16 protein-coding genes and 1 pseudogene are annotated in these 17,806 nt (G+C 69.3%); 11 read left to right on the top strand and 6 right to left on the bottom strand.

Going from position 1 to position 17,806, the window contains the following annotated elements; genetic code table 11:
- The first annotated feature begins 12 nt into the window (after positions 1-12).
- The 5 genes and pseudogenes from NGB36_RS01720 (at position 13) to NGB36_RS01740 (ending at position 5,897) form a co-directional block, all read left to right on the top strand.
- Positions 13-789, top strand: a complete 777-nt coding sequence (locus tag NGB36_RS01720; protein WP_255918200.1) for a GNAT family N-acetyltransferase — start codon at positions 13-15, stop codon at positions 787-789.
- Between the two features lie 276 nt (positions 790-1,065).
- Positions 1,066-2,310 carry an LLM class flavin-dependent oxidoreductase gene (locus tag NGB36_RS01725; RefSeq protein ID WP_255918201.1) on the top strand — a complete coding sequence of 415 codons (1,245 nt, stop codon included), beginning with the start codon at positions 1,066-1,068 and terminating at the stop codon, positions 2,308-2,310.
- A complete protein-coding gene (locus NGB36_RS01730) occupies positions 2,307-3,689 on the top strand; it encodes an NtaA/DmoA family FMN-dependent monooxygenase (RefSeq protein WP_255918202.1) in 1,383 nt (460 codons plus the stop codon). The genes NGB36_RS01725 and NGB36_RS01730 overlap by 4 nt, the downstream gene beginning before the upstream one ends.
- Positions 3,686-4,755, top strand: a pseudogene (locus NGB36_RS01735) (LLM class flavin-dependent oxidoreductase). Before NGB36_RS01730 ends, NGB36_RS01735 begins: the two are co-directional and overlap by 4 nt.
- A gap of 14 nt (positions 4,756-4,769) precedes the next feature.
- A complete protein-coding gene (locus NGB36_RS01740; protein WP_255918203.1) occupies positions 4,770-5,897 on the top strand; it encodes an LLM class flavin-dependent oxidoreductase in 1,128 nt (375 codons plus the stop codon).
- Positions 5,898-6,046: 149 nt separating this feature from the next.
- Here the strand turns inward: NGB36_RS01740 and NGB36_RS01745 are convergent, their stop codons facing one another.
- Positions 6,047-6,343 (bottom strand): hypothetical protein, encoded by a 297-nt coding sequence (locus tag NGB36_RS01745; RefSeq protein ID WP_255918204.1) that lies wholly within the window; start codon positions 6,341-6,343, stop codon positions 6,047-6,049.
- A gap of 216 nt (positions 6,344-6,559) precedes the next feature.
- Here NGB36_RS01745 and NGB36_RS01750 point away from each other — a divergent pair, with 216 nt between their 5' ends.
- A complete protein-coding gene (locus NGB36_RS01750) occupies positions 6,560-8,059 on the top strand; it encodes a DUF2079 domain-containing protein (protein ID WP_255918205.1) in 1,500 nt (499 codons plus the stop codon).
- A gap of 97 nt (positions 8,060-8,156) precedes the next feature.
- Positions 8,157-8,303, top strand: coding sequence for a hypothetical protein (locus NGB36_RS01755; RefSeq protein WP_255918206.1), 147 nt, complete (start codon positions 8,157-8,159; stop codon positions 8,301-8,303).
- Positions 8,304-8,489: 186 nt separating this feature from the next.
- On the opposite strand, the gene NGB36_RS01760 is transcribed toward NGB36_RS01755, so the two are convergent.
- Positions 8,490-9,485, bottom strand: a complete 996-nt coding sequence (locus NGB36_RS01760) for an aldo/keto reductase (RefSeq protein ID WP_255918207.1) — start codon at positions 9,483-9,485, stop codon at positions 8,490-8,492.
- A gap of 884 nt (positions 9,486-10,369) precedes the next feature.
- Between NGB36_RS01760 and NGB36_RS01765 the strand changes: the two genes are divergently transcribed.
- Positions 10,370-10,939, top strand: a complete 570-nt coding sequence (locus NGB36_RS01765) for an NADPH-dependent FMN reductase (RefSeq protein ID WP_255918208.1) — start codon at positions 10,370-10,372, stop codon at positions 10,937-10,939.
- A 197-nt stretch (positions 10,940-11,136) separates the two neighbouring features.
- Here the strand turns inward: NGB36_RS01765 and NGB36_RS01770 are convergent, their stop codons facing one another.
- On the bottom strand, positions 11,137-11,484 hold the full coding sequence (locus NGB36_RS01770; RefSeq protein ID WP_308288791.1) for a winged helix-turn-helix transcriptional regulator: 348 nt from the start codon (positions 11,482-11,484) through the stop codon (positions 11,137-11,139).
- A 77-nt stretch (positions 11,485-11,561) separates the two neighbouring features.
- On the opposite strand from NGB36_RS01770, the gene NGB36_RS01775 reads away from it, so the two are divergent.
- The gene (locus NGB36_RS01775; protein ID WP_255918211.1) at positions 11,562-12,623 is read left to right on the top strand and encodes an NAD(P)H-dependent flavin oxidoreductase; all 1,062 of its coding nucleotides are present in this window, start codon (positions 11,562-11,564) and stop codon (positions 12,621-12,623) included.
- A gap of 330 nt (positions 12,624-12,953) precedes the next feature.
- The gene (locus NGB36_RS01780) at positions 12,954-13,544 is read left to right on the top strand and encodes a carboxymuconolactone decarboxylase family protein (protein ID WP_255918212.1); all 591 of its coding nucleotides are present in this window, start codon (positions 12,954-12,956) and stop codon (positions 13,542-13,544) included.
- A gap of 154 nt (positions 13,545-13,698) precedes the next feature.
- On the opposite strand, the gene NGB36_RS01785 is transcribed toward NGB36_RS01780, so the two are convergent.
- From NGB36_RS01785 to NGB36_RS01795, 3 genes are all read right to left on the bottom strand, one after another.
- On the bottom strand, positions 13,699-14,127 hold the full coding sequence (locus NGB36_RS01785; protein WP_255918213.1) for an ATP-binding protein: 429 nt from the start codon (positions 14,125-14,127) through the stop codon (positions 13,699-13,701).
- Between the two features lie 278 nt (positions 14,128-14,405).
- Positions 14,406-15,212, bottom strand: coding sequence for a zf-HC2 domain-containing protein (locus NGB36_RS01790; RefSeq protein WP_255918214.1), 807 nt, complete (start codon positions 15,210-15,212; stop codon positions 14,406-14,408).
- A gap of 25 nt (positions 15,213-15,237) precedes the next feature.
- Positions 15,238-15,840, bottom strand: coding sequence for a sigma-70 family RNA polymerase sigma factor (locus tag NGB36_RS01795; protein ID WP_372509351.1), 603 nt, complete (start codon positions 15,838-15,840; stop codon positions 15,238-15,240).
- Positions 15,841-16,427: 587 nt separating this feature from the next.
- Here NGB36_RS01795 and NGB36_RS33340 point away from each other — a divergent pair.
- Positions 16,428-16,961, top strand: a complete 534-nt coding sequence (locus NGB36_RS33340) for a COG4705 family protein (protein WP_255918216.1) — start codon at positions 16,428-16,430, stop codon at positions 16,959-16,961.
- Positions 16,962-17,806: the final 845 nt, after the last annotated feature.

The raw sequence follows: 17,806 nt of genomic DNA on the forward strand, positions 1-17,806 counted from the left end.
CCCGACAGTACGATGTCCACGTCCACCAGTTTCGGTGCGCCCGAGCCGCAGAGCCCTGAGCCGCCGCACGTCCTCGACAACCCCGCGTGGGCCTCACTGGCCGGCCCGCACGCCCGGTTCGCCGAGCGTGTCGGCCGCGCCGCCCGCTACCCCACCGACGTCTCGCCGTTCACTGCCCTCGCCGACCCGTCCGATTCCAGGGCCTGGGACGACCTGACGACCCTGGTCGGTCCCGGCGCCGACGCTGCCGTCCCGGGCGTGCCGACGCCGCCCGACGGGTGGGAGCTCGTGCAGAGCATCCAGGGCGTGCAACTGGTCGACAACGGGCTGCGCGCCGAAACCGCCCCCGAGGCGGTCGTGCTCGGTCCCGACGACGTTCCCGAGATCCTCGAACTGATCGCCCTGACCAAGCCGGGGCCCTTCCTGCCGCGTACCGTCGAACTCGGCACCTACCTCGGCATTCGGCACGGCGGACGGCTGATCGCCATGGCGGGCGAACGGCTGCGGCCACCCGGCTGGACGGAGATCAGCGCGGTGTGCACCCACCCGGCCAACCGTGGCCGGGGCCTGGCCACCCGGCTGATCCGCGCGGTCGCGGCGGGCATCAGGGAACGCGGGGACACGCCGTTCCTCCACACGTCCGCCGCCAACACCGGCGCGATCCGGCTGTACGAGTCGATCGGCTTCACCCTGCGCCGCCGGACGACCTTCAACCTGATCCGTAGCCCGGCCGGTCCACGGAGCGGCGCGGTCAGCATCCGTGCCGAACAGGCGGGACGGGCGGAATAGGAGGTGCGACCGCGCCGTTGTGCATCACGGCGTACCGCAGGCGCGGCCCCTGGACGGAAGGGCGGAGGTGACCGCGATGGACACCGTTTCCCGCCGGCGTGCGACGGTGCTCGCCCCGCGCGGTTGCGTCCGCCTGTACTGCCGGTCGCACATCGACTTGCTGCGTGTCGCCGGCGCGCTTTGTTGTTCCTGACCTATTCCTGACCTGTTCCCCCCGCTGAGGCCCCGCCGTGGGCCCGGCGATCACCTACGGCCGATCAGGAAGGCAGCCCCTTCATGTCCGCAACCCTTCCCCCGCTGCACCTCGCTGTCGCGCTCGACGGAGCGGGCTGGCATCCTGCTTCCTGGCGCGAGCCGCAGGCCCGTCCGCACGACCTGTTCACCGCCGACTACTGGGCCGGCGCCGTCGCCGAGGCCGAACGCGGTCTACTCGACTTCGTGACGTTCGAGGACGCACTGGGCCTGCAATCCTCACACCCGACGGAGCCGGACACTCGTACCGACCAAGTACGCGGGCGCCTGGACGCGGTGCTCATCGCCGCCCGCGTCGCGCCGCTGACCCACCACATCGGGCTCGTCCCCACCGTCATCGCCACCCACACCGAGCCGTTCCACATCTCCAAGGCCATCGCCACCCTCGACTACGTCAGCGCCGGGCGCGCGGGCGTGCGCGTGCAGATATCGGCAAAGGCGCACGAGGCCGCGCACTTCGGCCGCCGCACGTTCCCCCGCTTCGGTATCCAGGAGCTGGACGCCCCGGCCGTACGGGATGTGACCGCCGAGCTCTTCGAGGAGGCCGCCGATTACATCGAGGTGGCCCGGCGTCTGTGGGACAGCTGGGAGGACGACGCGGAGATCCGCGATGTCGCCACCGGGCGCTTCATCGACCGCGACAAGCTGCACTACATCGACTTCGAGGGCAAGCACTTCAGCGTCAAGGGTCCCTCGATCACTCCGCGTCCACCGCAGGGGCAGCCTGTCGTCAGCGCGCTGGCCCACCGGAGCGTGCCGTTCCAACTCGTGGCACACTCGGCCGACATCGGATACGTCACGGCGCGCGACGCCGACCAGGCACGGGCCGTCGTCGCCGAGATCCGCGCCGCACAGGAAGCGGCGGGACGGGCGGAGGAGCCGTTGCACGTCTTCGGCGACCTGGTGGTGTTCCTCGACGACGACCCGACCGCGGCGGCGACCCGCCTGGCCCGCCTCAACGTCTTGGCAGGGTACGAGTACACCAGCGACGCCAAGATCTTCACCGGAACCCCGATCCAACTTTCCGACTTTCTCCGGGAGTTGCAGCAGGCCGGGCTTTCCGGCTTCCGGCTGCGGCCCGGTGTGATCGGCTCCGACCTCCCGGCGATCACCCGGGGCCTGGTACCGGAACTCCAGCGCCGTGGTGCCTTCCGCCGTGCGTACGAAGCGGTCACCCTGCGCGGTCTGCTCGGGCTCACCCGCCCCGCCAACCGCTACGCCAACGCCAACATAGGACCGTCTGAGCCGGAAGGGACCGTAGGACCATGAGCAAGCCGCTGAAGCAGATCCATCTCGCGGCCCATTTCCCCGGCGTCAACAACACCACCGTGTGGAGCGAGCCGCGCGCGGGCAGCCACATCGAGTTCAGCTCGTTCGCGCACTTCGCGCGGACCGCCGAGCGTGCCAAGTTCGACTTCCTGTTCCTCGCCGAGGGGCTGCGGCTGCGCGAACAGGGCGGACAGATCTACGACCTCGACGTGGTGGGGCGGCCCGACATCTTCACCGTCCTGTCCGCCCTCGCTGCCGTCACCGAACGCCTCGGTCTCACCGGCACCATCAACTCCACCTTCAACGAGCCGTACGAGGTGGCCCGCCAGTTCGCCAGCCTCGACCACCTCTCGGGCGGGCGGGCCGCCTGGAACGTCGTGACCTCGTGGGATGCCTTCACCGGCGAGAACTTCCGCCGCGGCGGCTTCCTTCCGCAGGAGCAGCGGTATGCGCGGGCCAAAGAGTTCCTCGTCACCGCAACCGGGCTGTTCGACTCGTGGCGCGGCGGCGAGATCATCGCCGACCAGGCGACCGGCACCTTCCTGCGGGATGCGCGAGTCGGCGCGTTCGTCCACTCCGGCGAACAGTTCGACATCACCGGGCAGTTCAACGTTCCGCGCAGCCCCCAGGGACGTCCGGTGATCTTCCAGGCCGGCGACTCCGACGAGGGACGTGAATTCGCGGCCTCCAGCGCGGACGCCATCTTCAGCCGGCACGCCACCCTGGACGCCGGCCGCGACTTCTACGCCGACGTCAAAGAGCGCCTGGCACGGTACGGCCGCACCCACGACCAGCTGCAGATCCTGCCCGCGGCCACCTTCGTCCTCGGCGAGACCGACGCCGAGGCCCAGGAGATCTCCCACGAGGTACGCCGTCAGCAGGTCAGCGGCGCCACCGCGATCAAGTATCTCGAACACGTCTGGAACCGTGACCTGTCCGCCTACGACCCGGACGGCCCGCTGCCGGACATCGACCCGGCGCCCGGCGAGAACACCATCGCCCGCGGCCGGGCCAGCGTCCGGATGTTCCGGGACCCGCTGGCCACCGCCCGCCAGTGGCGTGAACGCGCGGCGGCGGAGAAGCTGTCGATCCGCGAACTGGTCATCGCCACCACCGCACGCCAGTCGTTCATCGGCTCCCCGGCCACAGTCGCCGACACGATCAACACCTTCGTCCAGGCCGACGCCGCCGACGGCTTCATCCTCGTGCCGCACATCACCCCAGGCGGTCTCGACAAGTTCGCCGACACCGTCGTCCCGCTGCTCCAGGAGCGCGGCGTGTTCCGCACGGAGTACGAGGGCACCACACTGCGGGACCACCTCGGACTGCGCCACCCCGACGCCGAGGCAGACCCGTCCGACCAGCGGGTGGCGTCGTGAAGTTCCTGGCCATCACTCTCATCGTGCACGCCCCTGACCCGGTGACCGGCGTGCAGAAACCGACCAGCGAGCGCTTCCGCGAGGTCATCGACAACGCACTGTTCGCCGAGGAGCTCGGCTTCGACGGCTTCGGCGTCGGCGAACGGCATGAGCGGCCGTTCATCTCCTCCTCACCGCCGGTGGTGCTCAGCCACATCGCAGCCCTCACCGCACGGATCCGGCTGTTCACGGCGGTGACGACGCTGAGCCTGCTCGACCCGGTACGCGCCTACGAGGACTATGCGACGTTGGACCACCTCTCCGGCGGCCGGCTTGAGCTGATCATCGGCAAGGGCAACGGCGCGGCCCAGCGCGAGCTGTTCCACGTCACCCCCGAGGACCAATGGGATCGCAACGCCGAGAGCTACGAGTTGTTCCGGCGGATCTGGCGCGAGCGCAAGGTGAGCGCCACCCCGCGCTTCCGCCCCGCGCTGACCGAGGCCGAAGTCTGGCCGAGGCCGCTCCAGCAGCCCATCCGGGTCTGGCACGGCAGCGCCACCAGCCGGGAGTCCGTCGACCTTGCCGCCCGCTACGGCGACCCCCTCTTCTCCGCCAATGTCACCAACCCCGTAGAGCCCTACGCCGAACTCATCCGCCACTACCGGGAACGCTGGGAGCACTACGGCCACGACCCCGCCCAGGCCGTGGTCGGCGCGGGAACGGCGGGCTACTACGCCGCCCGTACCTCGCAGGAGGCGATCGCCGCCTACCGGCCCGTTTACGACAGTTGGCGCTGCAGCGACGGATTGGTCTGCAGCAGGTGTTCCCCACCCTGGAGGACTTCGTGGAGCGCAGCTCGGCGCTCATCGGCAGCCCCCAGCAGATCATCGAAAAAGTGCACCGCTACCACGAGCAGTTCGGACACACCGTGCTCCACCTGCACGCAGACGCCGGCGGACTCACCGACGCCCAGCACCGCGCCTCGTTGGAGCTCTTCCAGTCCGACATCGCGCCCGTGCTGCGACGCGAGATACCTGACCCGCCGTTTGCATGGGCGCCGGTACTGCCCGCATCCGTACACAGCTGAGGAGAACCCCGACCATGTCCGGCATACCTCTCGGGGTCCTCGACCTCGTCCCGATAGCCTCCGGCTCCACCGCTGCCGAGGCGCTGCGCAACTCCATCGACCTCGCCCAGCAGACCGAGCGGTTCGGCTATGCGCGCTACTGGTTCGCCGAGCACCACCTCAACCCCGGTGTGGCCGGGACCTCTCCCGCCGTCGTCCTCGCCCTGACTGCCGCCGCGACTTCCACGATCCGGCTCGGGTCCGGGGCCGTGCAGCTCGGACACCGCACCGCCCTGTCCACGGTCGAGGAGTTCGGCCTCATCGACGCCCTGCACCCCGGCCGCCTCGACCTGGGTCTCGGCCGATCGGGCGGACGCCCCCCGGGCGGCACCACCGAACCCAGGCCGACGACCACCCCGGTCGTCGACGGGCAGACCCCGAACGGGCTGCTCATCCCTTCCCGCTTCACCTTCGAGCACCTGATCGGCTCACCCCGGATCGCCCTTCAACAGCGCCTGCTGCACCAGCCGGGCGCCCAACCACAGGAATACGGTGAGCAGATCGACGACATTCTCGCCCTGCTGCGTGGCGACTACCGTTCACCGGAGGGCACCGAAGCCCACGCCGTCCCCGGCGAGGGCGCCGGGGTCCAGGTATGGATCCTCGGCAGCAGCGGCGGCGAAAGCGCCCAGGTCGCGGGCCGGGGAGGACTGCGGTTCGCGGCCAACTACCACGTCAGCCCGGCCACAGTCCTGGAGGCGGCCGAAGGTTACCGCGCAGCGTTCCAGCCGTCCGCCGAGATCGACAAGCCGTACGTCGCCGTCTCCACGGACGTCGTCGTCGCCGAGGACGACTCCACGGCCCGGGATCTGGCCGCCGGCTACGGCCTGTGGGTCCGCAGCATCCGTACCGCGCAGGGCGCGATCCCGTTCCCCAGCCCCGCTGAGGCCCGCGCCCACGCCTGGACCGACGCGGACCGGGCACTGGTCGCCGACCGCGTGGACACCCAGTTCGCCGGCTCGCCCGGGCGCGTCGCCGACCAGCTCGAACAACTTCAAGAGGCCACCGGCGCCGATGAGCTGATCATCACGACCATCACCCACGCCCACGCGGACCGGGTGCGCTCGTATCAACTCCTGGCCGAGGAGTGGCAGCGCCGGTGAGCCGGCCCCGGCTCAGTGCGGTCGTCACCGTACAGCGTCCCGATCTCGGCGGCGTGAACGTCCTTGGGGAGGCCGCCGAGGCGATTGATGCCATGCGCCTTGGGGCCGCGCGGTTGCCGCCCGGCCCCAAGTGTGTTGTGCGTGAGGGTTCAGCCGAGCTCTGCGCTCAGGAAGTCGGCGCCGTTGCAGGAGCCCCAGCCGGTGACCATGTCGTAGCCGGAGCCGGCGTTGTAGGCGCCGTTTGCTGCCGCTGGTGATGTCGTGGAAAGCCGAGCCGTAGCTGGAGGACCTGGCCAGGTGTAGATGGCGGGATTGGCGTAGCCGAAGACCGGCTTGGACTTCGCCTTCGCCTCGTTGTCGTAGATGGCGGTGAATGCAGCCCAGTTGGGGGCTGCGGCGCTCGCGCCGCCGATCGCTCCAGCCGCCCTGGATGAACGCCTCCGCAAGGCCGTCGCCTGGCGACGCTTCCTCCGGTGGCACCAGCTGTGCCAAAGCAGTTGTTGTCAGTAGAAGGTGGGTGACTTGCTGTATCATCGCCACACTTTCATCACAAGCCACAGTGGGCATACCTGTCTCCCGACGCGAATTGAGCTGGAGCGTGGGGCGGCGCCAACGGTTGGCGACGTAGTGATACTGCGCTGCTTCGAGGAGATCCACCCGCCGTGCCTGCGACGAGCCCTGCCGACCACAGATACGTCACCCTGCCCGCCCAGCGCGGGCCCCATCGGTGGCGGCCTTCGTTCCCTGCCGTCTCCGCCGGGCGCGAGGTCCCGCGGGCGGCGTGTCCGCGCTGGGTTTGGGGCATGGCCGGACTGCTGTTCGCGGCGTATGCGGCGGTGTCGGTCCGGCTGCATGAGCGGCTACTGAGTTCCGGCTACGACCTGGGAATTTTCGAGCAGGCTGTGCGGTCGTACGCACACCTTCACCTGCCGGTGTCGGAGCTGAAGGGACCGGGCTTTCAGCTGCTGGGGGACCACTTCTCCCCGATCCTGGCCACGCTGGCGCCGTTTTATCGTCTGTGGCCCTCGCCGCTGACGCTGTTGCTGGCGCAGGCCGGCTTGCTTGCGGCCGCCGTCGTTCCCCTGGCTCGGTGGACCGAGCGGGCGGTGGGCCGTGGGGCGGCCGTCGTGGTCGCGGTGGCGTACGGGGCGTCCTGGGGTGTCGCGCAGACAGTGGGCTTCGATTTCCATGAGGTGTGCTTCGCCGTCCCGCTGTTGGCGTTCTCCCTCACGGCGCTGGGCGAGGGACGGCTGCGGGCGGCGGTCGCCTGGGCTGTTCCGTTGCTGCTGGTCAAGGAGGATCTCGGGCTGACGTTGGCGGTCATCGGCGCCTTGGTCACCTGGAAGGGGGCCCTACGACTGGGCCTGCTCGCCGCCTGCGTCGGGCTGCTCGGCACAGTGGTCGAGGTCCTGGTCGTCATCCCCGCATTCAACGCGGCCGGCAGTTTCACGTACTGGGACAAGCTCCCCGGCACGGGATCAGGCTCAGGAGCAACCCCCGGCACGGGCCAAGGCTCCGGGCTGGTGCATCTGCTGTATCAGGTGACGATCGGCATGATCACGCCGGATGTGAAGGCCATGACGCTGCTGACGCTCCTTGCCCCGACCGCTTTCCTCGCGCTGCGCTCGCCCCTGATGTGCGTAGCCGTGCCCACCCTCGCCTGGCGTTTCGTCTCCGACAACTCCATGTACTGGGGGACGGACTTCCATTACAGCGCGGTGCTGATGCCGATCGTCTTCGCGGCCTTCACCGACGCCCTCACCCGGTGGCCCGCCGCCGGGATGCGCCACGTGCTGGCCGTGTCAGGCGGGGTCACCGCGCTGCTGTTTCCGCAGGCCCCGCTCTATCAGCTGGTCCAGCGCAGCACCTGGAGCACTCCGCCGCGGGTCGCCGTCGCCTACCGCATTCTGGACAAGATCCCGGCCGCAGTCACGGTGGCCGCCACCGACCACTTGGTGCCGCAGCTGACCCACCGCGACACCGTGACCGTTTTCGGCTTCTCCGGCAGCCGCCCCAACCCCGAATACATCGTGGCCGACATGCGCGTCCTTGACTGGCCACTCACCCCGTCCCAGAAGTGGCAGCAGATCGACGCCGCCCGCAGTCACGGTTACCACACCATCGCCGACCAGGACGGCATCATCCTGCTGCACCGCGGCTGACCCCAGGTCCTACCTGCCAGGGTCGGGATCGCCGGACGGGTCCTCGAACCGCCACCGGGTCGCGCCATAGGGTTCGACGGTAGCGACGCCGAAGACGGTGCTGATCCGCATCCGGTACAGATGCCACGGCGGTGGCCCGGCGCTGGGAGCGTTGAAAAACGAGGTGATGATGCCCAACGCTCCGGCCCTCAGCGACGGCAGCCCGGAACGGGCGCGGGTCGATCAGGGGATTCTCGACGCGTAGTTCATACCCGACGAAGCCGGACAGCAGCGGAACCGATGCCGCGAAGGCGGCCAGGACGTGGGTCGACGTCCAGGCCATGGCCGGGCCTTTGATGATGCCGAACAGCAGGGCGACGACGACGCAGGTCTCCTACTGATGTGTGGCGGGGCCGGGGTCCGCTCCGGCCCCGCCACGGCCCGGGGGTGGTCAGCGTTCGCTGTCCAGGTGGTGCATCTGCGGGGCGGCGTAACGGGTTCCGGCGGCTGCCCCGGCAGGGATGGCCTGCTGGATGGCGGCGAGGTCGTCAGCGGTGAGCGTGACGGCTTCGGCGCCGAGGGCCTCCGTGAGGCGTTCGCGGCGCCGGGCTCCGACCAGAGGGACGATGTCGGAGCCCTGGGCCGCCACCCAGGCGATGGCGATCTGCGCGACGCTGGCGCCCTTGGCCTCGGCGACCTGGCGCAGGGCCTCGACCAGGGCCAGGTTGCGGTGCAGGTTCTCGCCCTGGAAGCGGGGGCTGATGCCGCGGAAGTCGCCGGCGGCCAGCTGCCGGTCGCGGTTCCAGTGGCCGGAGAGCAGGCCGCGGGAGAGCACGCCGTAGGCGGTGATGCCGATGCCCAGCTCGCGGGCGGTGGGCAGGATGCTCTCCTCGATGCCGCGGGAGAGCAGGGAGTACTCGATCTGCAGGTCGGCGATGGGGTGGACGGCCTGGGCGCGCCGTAGGGTGTCGGCGCCGACCTCGGACAGTCCGATGTGGCGGACATGTCCGGCCTTGATCATGTCGGCGACGGCTCCGACCGTCTCCTCGATCGGCACGTTCGGGTCGAGGCGGGCGGGGCGGTAGATGTCGATGTAGTCGGTGCCCAGCCGCCGCAGGGAGTAGGCGAGGAAGTTCTTCACCGCGTCGGGCCGGGCGTCGTAGCCGATCCAGCCGCCGTCGGCGTCGCGCAGGGCGCCGAACTTCACGCTGATGGCGGCGTTGTCCCGGTTGCGGCCGCGCAGGGCGTCGCGCAGCAGCATCTCGTTGTGGCCCATGCCGTAGAAATCGCCGGTGTCCAGCAGGGTGATCCCTGCGTCGAGGGCGGCGCGGACGGTGGCGATGGATTCGGCGTCGTCGGCCGGGCCGTACAGGTCGGACATGCCCATCAAGCCGAGGCCGAAGGAGGAGACGGCGGGGCCGGTGGTGCCAAGGTTGCGGGTGTTCACAGAGTGATCCCTTCACATGGTGGTAGCGGTGCCAACGCAATCGCGTTAGCGATGATATATCGACGCTAACAGAGACCGGATAGCTTTGATTCCCTCGTCGGCGGATTGACGCTCGACAACCCGATCCGCGTACCGGCGGACGCGCCGGCCCGCTACGGGGATACCCGGGTCACCTCCCTCCCGCGCCGGTCGGCCGGTGCCGAGGTCGGGCCGGCGGGCTCATTCGGGGGCGGGCAAGGCGCCGGCTGCCCCCTGGGACAAGCGTGACCGCCGATCAGGCGTGGCTCAGTGAAGGAGAGCGTCGACAGCCGGATCATGATCTTCCCGTGAAGGGAACCGAGAGAGGCCGATGACGTCTGAGCCGCCGGAGGCGGGCGACAGGCATGCTAGGCATGAACCAGTCGGCCAGACCGAAGCCGCACACCCAGCCGGCCCGGCTGACGGCCGTCGTGATCTTCGTTCATCACCTGGAGAAGTCGCTTTGCGCTTCATCGGTAGGCTCGGGGGCCACCCGATCGGCGGGGTGGGCATCGGTCGCATCGTCAGCCGCCTGCGTCCCGCACCTCCTCCCGGCCATCCCGCGCGGTCACTCCCACGCGGTCACTCCCGGGCGCAGCCCCCGGACGGTGTACGCCCGGTGGCCGACCACTGGACCGCGGGCTGCCACGCTCACCGGCCGCGCCCTCGCCGCCCGCCAAGCCGGGCGATCGTTCTCGAGGACCACCGCGGCCGGGCGTCCCCCTCACCGTCGGGAGGGGCTGGCGGAGGGCTGCCGTGACGCGCCGGAGCGGTCGCAAGGGCCTGCCGCCCGGGATACGTTGCGAACGGACCTCCGGCCCGGCAAGGCGGCCGGTCACTCCCTGGACGGAGGGCAGGGAACGCGTATGACCACGTACACGGTCGGCTACATCATCGGAAGCCTGTCGACGAAGTCGATCAACCGGATCCTCGCCAAGGCGCTGATGCGGGTCGCGCCGCCGGGAATGGAGTTCCGTGAGATTCCCATCAAGGACCTCCCGCTGTACAACCACGACCTCGACGTCGACTACCCGCCCGAGGGCAAAGCCCTCAAGGATGCCATCGCCGCTGTGGACGCGGTGCTCTTCGTCACCCCCGAGTACAACCGGTCCATCCCCGGCGCCCTGAAAAACGCCATCGACTGGGCGAGCCGGCCCTGGGGCACCAACTCCTTCACCCACAAGCCGTCCGCGGTGATCGGCACCTCCCCAGGCAAGATCGGCACCGCCGTCGCCCAGCAAAGCCTCCGGTCCGTCCTGAGCTATTGCAACTCCCCGCAGATGAACGCCCCCGAAGGCTACATCCAGTTCACCCCGGGCCTGTTCAGCGACGACGGCGAGGTCACCGACCCGACCACCCAGAAGTTCCTGAGCGACTTCATGACGGACTTCAAAGCCTTCATCGAACGCGTGCTCACCGTGCTGCCGCCGCGGTAGCCCGTCCGATCACGCCTGTCCAGGGGCCTCGCTGTTCCGGCCTGAACGGCGACGCCGCCCTGCGCAACGGCGTGGCAGGCGTTGCGCGAGCTCACCTGCCCGGCTGGGCTACGAGCGCGGCAGGCCGGCAGATCACCCACGCCCTCAATCCCACAACAAGGCCGAAGACCCATCCATCGCCAGCAGCCGACACCCGATCACCCACCGGTGGAGCCAGGCTTAGAAGTCTTTTCTGTTGGTGGTGGCGGGTCGTCGGTGCGGTCCGCCCCTTGCGGGTCCATCGCTGCGGCCCACCGGTCGGCCCACCGGACGAGCGGGCGAAGCGCCTGGTACGCCTCCTGCCCCAGCGGGGTGAGCGCATAGCGGCTGTCGGGCAGTTGGTGAACCACCTGCGCATCCAGCAGTTCGGTCAGGCGCTGCCGCATCACGCTGGAGGACATGTCGTCGCACTGCTTCTGCAAGGGACGGAATCCGAGGGGTCCCGTGCGCAACTCCCACAAGATGCGCAGACTCCACCGCCGTCCGAACAGATCGAGCGCGGCCATGAGGGGGCGACCGGTGCTCGAGCCGCGAACGGGCTTTCCAGGTCTTGGTGTGGCCATGGCGGGACGTCCAGCTCTCAATGCTTGGTGCTTCGAATTACGACACGCTACCATCGGCGATCGCTTCGGAAAACGATACGAAAGGGGCTGTTGTGCCGACTACCCTGATGACGCAGGTGTGCCGGATGCTGGGTATCTCGACACCGATCATCCAGGCGCCCATCGGATCGGCCACCACCGCGGAGTTGGCCGCCGCCGTAAGCGGGGCCGGCGGCCTGGGGACGCTCGCACTGACATGGGTCACGCCTCAGGAGGCGACGCGTCGCATACGTAGCACACGATGGTTCACCGATCGCCCTTTCGGGGTGAACCTGGTGCTGGACTTTCCCGTCGACCACGTCTTGGCGGCGTGTCTTGAGGAAGGTGTGCCGATCATTTCCACGTTCTGGGGCGACCCGGCCTCCGTGAACGAGCGGGTGCACGCCGCGGGCGCGTTGCATCTGCACACCGTCGGAAGTACCGACGAAGCGCGCCGTGCGGTCGACGCCGGAGTCGATGTCGTCGTCGCCCAGGGGTGGGAGGCCGGTGGCCATGTGCGGGGGCGGGTCGCCACGATGGCGCTGGTGCCCGCAGTGGTAGATACGGTGCACCCCGTCCCCGTGATCGCCGCAGGGGGCATCGGGGACGGGCGCGGCCTGGCCGCCGCCCTGGCTTTGGGCGCGCAGGCCGGGTGGCTCGGTACCCGATTCCTGGCCGCTCTCGAAGCGAACACGCACGAGAGCTACCGCGCGGGTGTACTACGCGCGACCGAGTCGGACACGGTGTACACGCGGTGCTTCGACGGCGGTTGGCCCAACGCACTGCACCGTGCGCTCCGCAATTCCACGATCACCGAATGGGAACGCGCGGGGCGACTGCCGAGTCCCCGTCGACCGGGTGAAGGAGAGGTGTTGGCCACCACCCGCGATGGCCGGAGCCACCTGCGCTACGACGACATGATCCCGACTGCGGACGCATCCGGTGATCTCGAAGCGATGGCCCTGTATGCAGGGCAGTCCACGGGGCTCGTGACGCGCACCGCGCCGGCTGCGGAGATCGTCAGGACGATCGCGGCACAGGCCGCCGACATCTTCGAGCATTGACCTGCCCGGCGTGTGCCATGAGGAACTCGGTGAGGCGCTGACGCAGGACGCTGAATGACACCCGGTCGCCACTGCCGCTGCAGGGAGCGGAACCCCAAGGCGTGGTCACGAAGTTTCCCGCATGATGCCCACAGTCCACCGTCGGCCGAACAAGTCCAGCGCGCCCATGGGCGGGTGACCGGTGGTAAACCGCTGACGGGGTGTCCTGATCCGGGGGGACGTCATCGCGCCGAGCGGTTCCCTCCGTACGGGGGCTGGCGCTTCGATTTTCGACACACTATCCTCCCGGTAGTGCTTTGAGAAGCGAAGCGCCGCCCCGGAGGAGGACCGATGACTGCCCGGATTCCGCCGCTGCAGGCCCCCTACCCTCCGGACGCCGCAGCGGTCCTGCGGCGCATGATGCCGGGCGACGAGCCGCCGATCGCCTTGTTCCGCACCTACGCGCACAACGTGGCCTTGGCCGAGGCGCTCCACGACTGGGGCTCATACCAGCTCAGCGGGCGGCTCAGCCTCACCCTGCGCGACCGTGAGATCGTCATCGACCGCACCTGCGCCCTGTGCGGTTGCGAGTACGAATGGGGCGTCCACGATGCGCGCTTCGCCAAGCGGGCCACTCTGACCACCGAGCAGATCCGCTCGCTGACGCACGGCAGCAGTGCCGACCCGTGCTGGACTGCCGGACGCGACCGGCTGCTCCTTGATGCCACCGATGCGCTGCACGCCCACCACGACCTCGACGACGCGCTGTGGGACCGACTCTCCACCCGCTTCAGACCGGAGCAGCTCCTGGACCTGATCATGCTGTGCGGCTGGTATCACGCGGTCAGCTTCACCGCCCGCGCCACCAGGCTCCCGGCGGAACCTGGCGCACCGCGCTTCCAGGTCTTCCCCTCCGCACCCTCTGACTCTGACCTCTGGTGAGGAGAATGGCGCATGTCAGGTACCGCCTCGGAATGGCATCTGGCCGACGGGCGGGTGGGATGTCCGGAGCCGAACGGTTCCGGCGCGGACGATGCGCCGGTCCGTATACGGCCCGCACCCGACGGTCGGGCTACAGGGGATCTCCCTGGAGCGGTCATGCCGAGCACTCAAGACAGGCGCGTACTTCCCGGCCGCCCAGAGTCTGGTGGACCTCGGTCGACTGTGCGAGGTACTCGACGATGCCGGTGCCGCGGCCGTGTTCGTCCGAGGCGATGTCACGACTGGGGCGGTCCACGGCGGTTCCGGAGTCGATGACCACAATGTGAAGGGTGCGGTGGTCGAGTGCCAGCAGCAGCGTCATGTCCTCGTGGCCGTAGCGGGCCGCGTTAGCGGCGAGTTCGTCGACGATAAGGACGGCGGAGTCCTTCTCCCTCTCCGGAACACTCCAGCACTCCAGCAGGTCCGCCGTGAAGTGACGGGCGGCGGAGACATGGGCCTCCTTCGCCGGCAGGGTGAGCTGCGCGTGGTGGCGGCATGGCGGTGGGAGCAGTGCGCCCTTGAAGGTTGATTCGGTCTCAAACATGGTCCGCTGCTCTTCTGTCGATGCGCGGAGGCAATGGGGCCGGACGGGAGCATCTCGGTCGTCCTCCGCGAAAGTCCGTGTTCAGTTACTTCCACGGCAGGCGGGTCTACGCGGTTCGGTAATTTTGTCTCACTCATCAGATTTCTTAGCAATTGCGCCCATTGGTCGGCGCTATGTCCTGGGCGTGCGCCACTCGCCGTCGCAGACGACGCCCTTAGTCAAGACGGCTTCCGCGATTGAGCCCTTGATGGAGCGTCCGCGGCCTGGGCCCGCCGGCCTCACGCCGAGATCGTGAGGAGTTTCTGGCCGTTGCCTGCGTAGATGTCGAAATGCCCGATCGCTCCGGGAGGCATGGGGACGGTCCCGGTGATGGTGGCTCCGCCCGGGTACTTGCCGGCCTGCCAGGTGGCGCCGATCGCCTTGTCACCCGTCATCCCGACCGCTTGCAGCCTGCAGGTGACTCCGGCGGGCGCCCCTTTGGCCGAGACCTGCAGGGTGCTGCCCCAGGCGGCGGGCGAGACCTTCACCGACGCGGAGACGCCGGTGGTGGGATCGCTTCCGGAGAAGGTGCGGACCGGAGCCGGGGAGGTCGCTCCGGGCTGCGCCACTTGACTGCTCGCGGACTCCACGGCCGCCAGCCACGTGCCGCCGGAGGCCGCCGCCGCGACGAACGCCAGGGTGGCTGCGGCACCGACCAGTTGCCGTCGCCAGGTCGTACGGCGTCGGGCCGCGGCCTGTTGCAGCAGCCGGTCGAGCAGACCGTCCTCGGCCCCTTGCGACACGGCGGGCACGGCGGGCACGGCGGGCTGCGCGGGCGGCTGAGCGATGGGGCGCGCGCTTTCCGCGGCCCGTTGCACGAGCCGGTCGGCCAGGTCCTCGCTGGGCGCGGGCGCCGCCTGGCCCGCGGCTTCGGCCTCGCTGATCGTCGCGAGCAGCGTGGGCAGTCCCGCCAATTTGGTGTGCTCCGCCCGGCACTCGGCGCACTCCGCGAGATGGGCGCGCACCTCCTGCGTTTCTGCGGGGGACAGCGTTCCCAGCACGTACCCGCCCAGGGACAGCCGGATGGCCTCATGGTCCACATTCATGCCGAGCACCTCCTCCACGCAGCCGTCACGGCTCGATGCCCCGTTCTTGGAGCGCCAGCCGCAGCGCCTGCAGGGCGTAGTACGTTCGCGACTTCACGGTGCCCAACGGGATTCCGAGCACTTCCGCGGCCTCGACCATCGTCCGGCCCCTGTAGTACGTCTCCAGCAGCACGGCGCGGTGGTCCGGGGACAAGGTCCGTATGGCATCGGCCACCGCCCAGCTCTGCAGCGCCTGCTCGATCTGATCCTCGCCGGGCGCCCGCTCGGCAATCTTTTCCAGGGCCTCCCCGTCGGCCTCCGGTGGCCTTGCTCGCCGGGCCCGGCGGGCGTCGATGACCAGATGCCGGGCAACCGTGCACAGCCATGCCCGGGCCGGACCGCGTGCCGGTTCGAAGGCGGCGGGGTGCTGCCACGCCCGCAGCAGCGTCTCCTGCACGATGTCCTCGGCCCATTGCCAGTCTCCTGAGGTCAATCGCAGGACGTAGCGGAACAGCGGCTCGGCATGCTCGGCGTAGAGCGTGCGGAGCAGCTCCTCGTCTGCACTCGAAATGGTCCCTTTATCAGAGACACGACTCCCGGAGCGATCCGGCTCAGTCACTGGACCGTGTTTCCGGAGACTCCATGGCATAGGGCGATGATGACGCTTTTCATGCCGTTTGTCGTGTTACGTAATGCGATTGCCCTGTCACGGACTGCGGCAAAAGTGCCGGGTGTGGAGAGAGTCCCGGCGTCGTCTCGACCCCGCCCCGTCTGGCAACGGTGCCATGCCGAGGCGGCCGCCCTCCGGCGGCCCGGACCAGGGACGCCATGCGACTCGGTGAGGTCGCGCTGGTGTGGACCGGGGGCGAGCTCCTCCGCTGACCGGTGCCGTTGCCAGGATTTCTTATAAAAGGTGCGCATCTGCCGAACCGTGGTGCGTGCGGCACCCGTGGAACTCGACAAGCGCTGGTGCCCGGGATCCCGCTCCTCCCAGCCACCCCGCGAGGAGTGAGCCGAGATGTCCGAGGTACTCCAATTGAACGAAGCACCCGTGGCGATTGCGACGTTCGTTGTAACGCCGTACACAGGAGCCTCCGCCGCCGAGGGACCCACGCGTGCTCGGCGCGAACAATACGTGCTGCGCCTCTACAAGGTGCTCGACGAGCAGGGCGGATTCACCGGCTGTGTCAGCGCGTTGTCTTCCTCGTGTGGTGGCGGACCGGGCAGACCTGTGACGTGGAGAACATCGCCAGCCGCAAGGGCGAGATCCTTTACTGGATCGCGATCCTGACCTCGAACACGTTGGGCAGGTTCAGCGGGGACTGGCTGTCCGACGACGCCGGCCTGGGGTTCCGCTACGCATTCCTCGTCATCGCCGGCATCATGCTGTTGCTCGTTGCGGCGCACTACTTGACCAGCATCAACGGCACCGCCTTGTTCTGGCTGGCGTTCGTCCTCACGCGCCCGCTGGGCGCGGGCGGCGGCGATTCGTTGACCAAACCTGCGGACGAAGGTGGCCTGGGCTGGGGCACCCTATGGGGTTCCGCGGCACTGTTTGCCCTGCTCGTGGTCCTGGTCGTCTACCAGACCCGGCTCGTCCACCGGCATCCTTACGCCCCCTTGCCCGCCCCGGTGAACCGGCGCACGGGAGCACCTCACGGCCCGACGGGGCCATTGCCGAAGCGGCAGCGGACGACGCCGCGTTGCAGCTGCAGCAAGACGGTCGCCGCTGATGCAGGCGGCGTCCGGCAGCCGGAGCAAGGCCGGTGACCCGAGGCGGTCGGCGCGCCCGCGGGGTCAATCGCAAAAAGGTGCATATCAGTCGAACCGTGTGGCTTCCGCCGGCCGTGGAAGTGGGCAAGCGCTGGTATTCACGGGGTGGCTCAAGGCCGCAGGCCACGACCCCCCTCTTCCCGTCACCCCGCAAGGAGTGAGCCAGATGAACGAGATTCACCATCCGGAGGAAGCAGGCGTGGCCCTTGCGGCCTTCGTCTCTACGCCTTACACCGAAGCCGCCGCCGGGCGGCCCGGGCATGCACGGTGCGGACACCACGTACTGCGCCTGTACGAGTCTCTCATCGAGCACAGCGAATTCGCGGCCCGCGCCAGCCTCGGCACACGTATCCACGCGCGCAACGGCTACGCCGTCGCAACCGGAGCCGACCGCGTCCGGCTGCCGGCGGACACGACCTTCGCCATGTTCAGCTACGCCGTCGGCATGCTGCTCAGCCGGCACCCCCGCGCGCGGGCGATCGGCGGCTGGGAGCACGAAGGCCACATCTACCTGGAGCCCGTGGAGCTTTACGATTCCCCGGAAGCGGCGCGGAACACCGGCCGGATGCTCGACCGCGTCACGAGGGACGATCCGGGGCCTGGCCAACCCGGGCCCGGCCGCGCGGCGCTCGCCGCGCGGGGACCGTCTGCTGCGAGTCGACCCCTGCAACTGCTCGTTCCCTGCGACCCCCGTGCGCCGCGCCCTGTGGCTTCGTCCGGGAGTGAGCCCGGAGGCTTGCCGGATCGATGGAACTCGGCACCAAGGATCTTTGCGCTGCCCGGCGACCAGCCGCCCCACGCCGGCCCCCTCGACCGGCGGCCATGCCTGCCTGCGCCGCGCC

The organism is Streptomyces humicola (assembly GCF_024436035.1).
GTDB classification, from domain to species: domain Bacteria; phylum Actinomycetota; class Actinomycetes; order Streptomycetales; family Streptomycetaceae; genus Streptantibioticus_B; species Streptantibioticus_B humicola.

Bases quoted from the DNA above. Each gene is read 5' to 3' on its own strand.
- NGB36_RS01725 (WP_255918201.1), top strand. From the start codon at position 1,066: ATGTCCGCAACCCTTCCCCCGCTGCACCTCGCTGTCGCGCTCGACGGA.
- NGB36_RS01775 (WP_255918211.1), top strand. From the start codon at position 11,562: ATGCTTGGTGCTTCGAATTACGACACGCTACCATCGGCGATCGCTTCG.
- NGB36_RS01795 (WP_372509351.1), bottom strand. From the start codon at position 15,840: ATGCCATGGAGTCTCCGGAAACACGGTCCAGTGACTGAGCCGGATCGC.
- NGB36_RS01765 (WP_255918208.1), top strand. From the start codon at position 10,370: ATGACCACGTACACGGTCGGCTACATCATCGGAAGCCTGTCGACGAAG.
- NGB36_RS01720 (WP_255918200.1), top strand. From the start codon at position 13: ATGTCCACGTCCACCAGTTTCGGTGCGCCCGAGCCGCAGAGCCCTGAG.
- NGB36_RS01740 (WP_255918203.1), top strand. From the start codon at position 4,770: ATGTCCGGCATACCTCTCGGGGTCCTCGACCTCGTCCCGATAGCCTCC.
- NGB36_RS01780 (WP_255918212.1), top strand. From the start codon at position 12,954: ATGACTGCCCGGATTCCGCCGCTGCAGGCCCCCTACCCTCCGGACGCC.
- NGB36_RS01785 (WP_255918213.1), bottom strand. From the start codon at position 14,127: ATGTTTGAGACCGAATCAACCTTCAAGGGCGCACTGCTCCCACCGCCA.
- NGB36_RS01790 (WP_255918214.1), bottom strand. From the start codon at position 15,212: ATGAATGTGGACCATGAGGCCATCCGGCTGTCCCTGGGCGGGTACGTG.
- NGB36_RS01730 (WP_255918202.1), top strand. From the start codon at position 2,307: ATGAGCAAGCCGCTGAAGCAGATCCATCTCGCGGCCCATTTCCCCGGC.
- NGB36_RS01770 (WP_308288791.1), bottom strand. From the start codon at position 11,484: ATGGCCGCGCTCGATCTGTTCGGACGGCGGTGGAGTCTGCGCATCTTG.